This is a genomic window from Candidatus Dependentiae bacterium, assembly GCA_018897535.1.
GTDB lineage: Bacteria > Babelota > Babeliae > Babelales > UASB340 > UASB340.
This window is the reverse complement of record JAHIKO010000078.1, coordinates 1-3,197: the sequence shown is the minus strand read 5'-3', so window position 1 is coordinate 3,197 and position 3,197 is coordinate 1. Positions and strand designations below refer to the sequence as shown.

Sequence of the window (3,197 nt, the reverse complement as noted above, 5' to 3'; positions counted from 1 at the left end):
TAAGAGCTTCAGTGCTACGCGGGGATGCGCCAGAGCTATTTCGTTCATGTTTCTTATAATATGCGCGGTCTCTGCAGCCTTGCTTTTTAAAAATTTCAACCGCGCGGGAGTATTAAAGAAAAGATTTTTAACCTCAACCGTTGTCCCTACACCCCGGGCAGATTCATTTACACTTTTAATTACGCCTGCTTCTAAAGCAATACTGTGCGCGGAATCCTGCGATTGAGTGCGGGAAAATATTTTCATAAAACTTACAGCACAAATACTTGAGAGAGCTTCGCCCCGGAAACCCAGAGTAGTAATATTCATCAGGTCTGAGTTTTTTTCTATCTTACTTGTCGCGTGGCGCAAAGTAGCCATATTCAGGTCATCGGCATTCATACCCTCACCGTCATCAATCACCTTGATCAGGCTTCGCCCCGCGTCTTCTATCGCTACTTCGATATTAGCGCTTCTCGCGTCAAGGGCATTTTCGAGGAGTTCTTTTACCACTGATGCCGGCCTTTCCACAACCTCACCCGCGGCGATTTTATCGGCTAAATGTTTAGGAAGGATTTTTATTCTGTTCATATTATTCCTCTTTTTTGAGGCTGTCTTTCCATTCGTTAATAAGATTTAACGCGTCTATCGGGCTTAAATTATTTACATCAAGCCCTCTGATGCGGGCAATCAAGGGATTTTCCCTGCTTTGAAACAATTCCGGCTGCGTTTCTCTCCTGCCTGTTTTTTTTATATCGGATTTCACCAGGCTGGGTATACCCTCTTCTGACATGCTGTTTATTTCCAGGTTGCTCAATATTTCCCGCGCCCGGCTGATTACTTTCTGCGGCAATCCGGCAAGCCGGGCAACATGAATACCATATGAATGGTCTGATGAGCCTCTGATCAGCTTATACAAAAAAATTACTTCCTCGTTCCATTCTCTAACAGAAACGTTAAAGTTCTTCACTCCCTTAAACAGAAGTTCCATTTCCGTTAGTTCATGGTAATGTGTGGCAAAAAGTGTTTTTGGCCTCATCCCGGTGTTTTCCAGCAGATATTCCGCTGTTGCCCAGGCAATACTCAATCCGTCAAAAGTACTTGTCCCCCGCCCTATTTCATCAAGGATTATCATGCTTCTTGGGGTCGCGTTATTTAAAATATTCGCTGTTTCGCTCATTTCCATCATAAAAGTACTCATCCCGGCGCTGATATCATCTGCCGCGCCGACACGGGTAAAAATTTTATCCACAATGCCTATGCGTGCCGATTTCACCGGGACAAAACTGCCTATTTGCGCCATGATAATAATCAACGCTACCTGGCGTATATAAGTAGATTTACCGGCCATATTCGGGCCAGTGATAATAAGCACCTGATTATCAGCAGCGTCCAGATAAGCAGGATTAGGGATATACTTATTCGCGCCAAGCATATTTTCCAGAACAGGATGCCTCCCCTCCTTAATATCAATTGTCAGATCATTATCTATAACCGGGCGGATATAATTATTACGCGCGGCCGCCTCAGCAAGGCTGTTCAAAACATCAAGCCTGGCAATAAGCAATGCTGTCTTCTGTATCTGGGTAAGGCTTTGCATAATTTTCGCGCAGATATCCAAAAACAGGCGGTATTCAAGATCCACCATCTTCTCCTGGGCAGTAATAATTTTTTCTTCCTGTTCTTTTAAAGCAGGAGTAATAAACCGCTCCGCGTTTACCAGGGTTTGTTTTCGCATATAATCAACAGGGACCGCGTGCAGGTTGGCCTTGCTCACTTCTATATAATAGCCGAAGACCCTGTTGTATCTTATTTTAAGAGAAGATATCCCTGTACGCTTGATTTCCTCACGCTGCAGCTTTGCTATCCACTCCTTACCTCCTTGGGTAATATATTTAAGATCGTCGAGTTCGCTGTTAAAACCCTCTTTGATCATCCTGCCTTCGCGTACTGAAAGAGGAGCATCAGGACAAAGCGCCTTATCTAATAACTGAACCAGCTCCTTTTGCTCATCCAAGTTAAGGCAAATATCAACTATCATCTCTGTTTCACTTGATTCCAGCAGCCGCTTAATCCGCGGGATAATTTTTAATGACTCATTTAGATTAAGAACATCCCTCGCGTTGGCAGCCCCCAGGCTTATTCTCCCGAGCAGACGTTCTATATCCGCAATATTTTTCAACGCATCTTTCAGGTTTGTTCTCAAAACCTGATCTTTCTTTATCTGCTCAACGGCATCAAGCCGTTTATTGATTTCTTCTATATCAAGCAGCGGCTGCTGAATCCATTGCAGAAGAAGGCGGTTACCCATAGCTGAATTCGTAAAATTCAATTCGTTTAACAAAGTTCCCTTTTTCTCCCCTCTCATCGATCGGACAAGTTCCAGATTACGCTGGGCAATACCGTCAAGAACCATGACCTTATTTAAAGAGTACGGCGTGATTTTGTTGATATGCTTAATTTCCGTTTTTTGCGTATTTTCCAGATAAGATAATGCCGCTCCGGCAGCAGTTATTCCAGAATTCATATTTTGGCAGCCAAAGCCCCTGAGGTCCTGAGTCTTAAAGTGATTGATCAGCTTTTCATACGCATAGGAAAAATCAAATGCCCAGTCTTCAACTTCACTTACCAGGGCATTTATATTTCTTTGTTTCAACTTATCCCTCAGGCCAGTATCATCTTTTAAGTTTGAACACAGCAGCAGTTCCGCGGGCTGCAAACGGCCAAGCTCACTCAACATTTTTTCCTCTGAGTGCAGCTGCGTAATTTTAAATTCACCTGTAGATAAGTCTACGGCAGCCAGCCCATATTCGCCTTGCGCCTGCTTATGGACGCAGACAAGATAATTGTTGTGGTTAGACTCCAGGATATTCTCATCTATTAATGTCCCCGGGGTAATAACCCGGACGATCTGTCTTTTGACTATTCCCTTCGCGCTTTTTGGATCTCCTATTTGCTCGCATATAGCTACTTTATGTTCTGCCTTTATCAAGCGGGCGATATAATTATCTGAGGCGTGGTAAGGGATCCCGCACATAGGTACCCGGCTGTTCTTACCTGTTCCTCGGGATGTAAGGGCAAGGCCTAAGATAGCAGAGGCAATCTTAGCGTCATCAAAAAACATTTCGTAAAAATCTCCCAGCCGGAAAAACAGTATCGCGTCTGTATGGTCTCGCTTAATCTGCAGATACTGATTCATCATCGGTGTTAGATCATTT

The 3,197-nt window shown here is 43.9% G+C and carries 2 protein-coding genes; both read right to left on the bottom strand.

Going from position 1 to position 3,197, the window contains the following annotated elements:
* Positions 1 to 570: DNA mismatch repair endonuclease MutL (gene mutL / locus KKE07_05075; protein ID MBU4270214.1), on the bottom strand; the 570-nt coding region annotated here is incomplete at its 3' end.
* A 1-nt stretch (position 571) separates the two neighbouring features.
* A partial coding sequence (gene mutS, locus KKE07_05070) for a DNA mismatch repair protein MutS (GenBank protein MBU4270213.1) occupies positions 572 to 3,197 on the bottom strand: 2,626 nt, incomplete at its 5' end.